This is a genomic window from Parashewanella sp. 2304DJ23-3, from assembly GCF_056591695.1.
Genome location: NZ_JBWQOH010000037.1, coordinates 1 through 366, shown reverse-complemented (window position 1 = coordinate 366; position 366 = coordinate 1). Strand labels below are relative to the sequence as shown.

Below are 366 nucleotides of genomic sequence, written 5' to 3'. Positions count from 1 at the left end.
GTTCGCGTCAGCGATGGCAATGGTGGCTTCAGTGACACCGAAGTGACCATCACGGTCACAGGCACGAATGATCGACCACTAGTCTCCAACGGCCCACAAGTTGGCGCCGTCGATGAAGCGGGTGTTGATGCACAAAACAACGACATCCCAGGCACGCCAAGTGTCAGCGGCGACCTCAATGCCACCGACGTCGACAACGAACAAGGCGACTTAAGCTGGAGCCTAGAAAGCGACCAATTTGCCAATTACGGTGAGTTCATACTCAACAGTGAAACAGGCGAGTGGACCTTTAACCTGTTCAATGACTCAGCGGTTGTTGAAGCCATGCAAGACGGCGACAGCATTGACCTGGTATACACGGTTCGC

At 54.1% G+C, this 366-nt stretch carries 1 protein-coding gene; it reads left to right on the top strand.

Features of this window, described 5'->3' with window-relative positions; genetic code table 11:
- On the top strand, positions 1-366 hold a 366-nt coding region (locus AC1EU2_RS18785; protein WP_480299803.1), incomplete at both ends, for a VCBS domain-containing protein.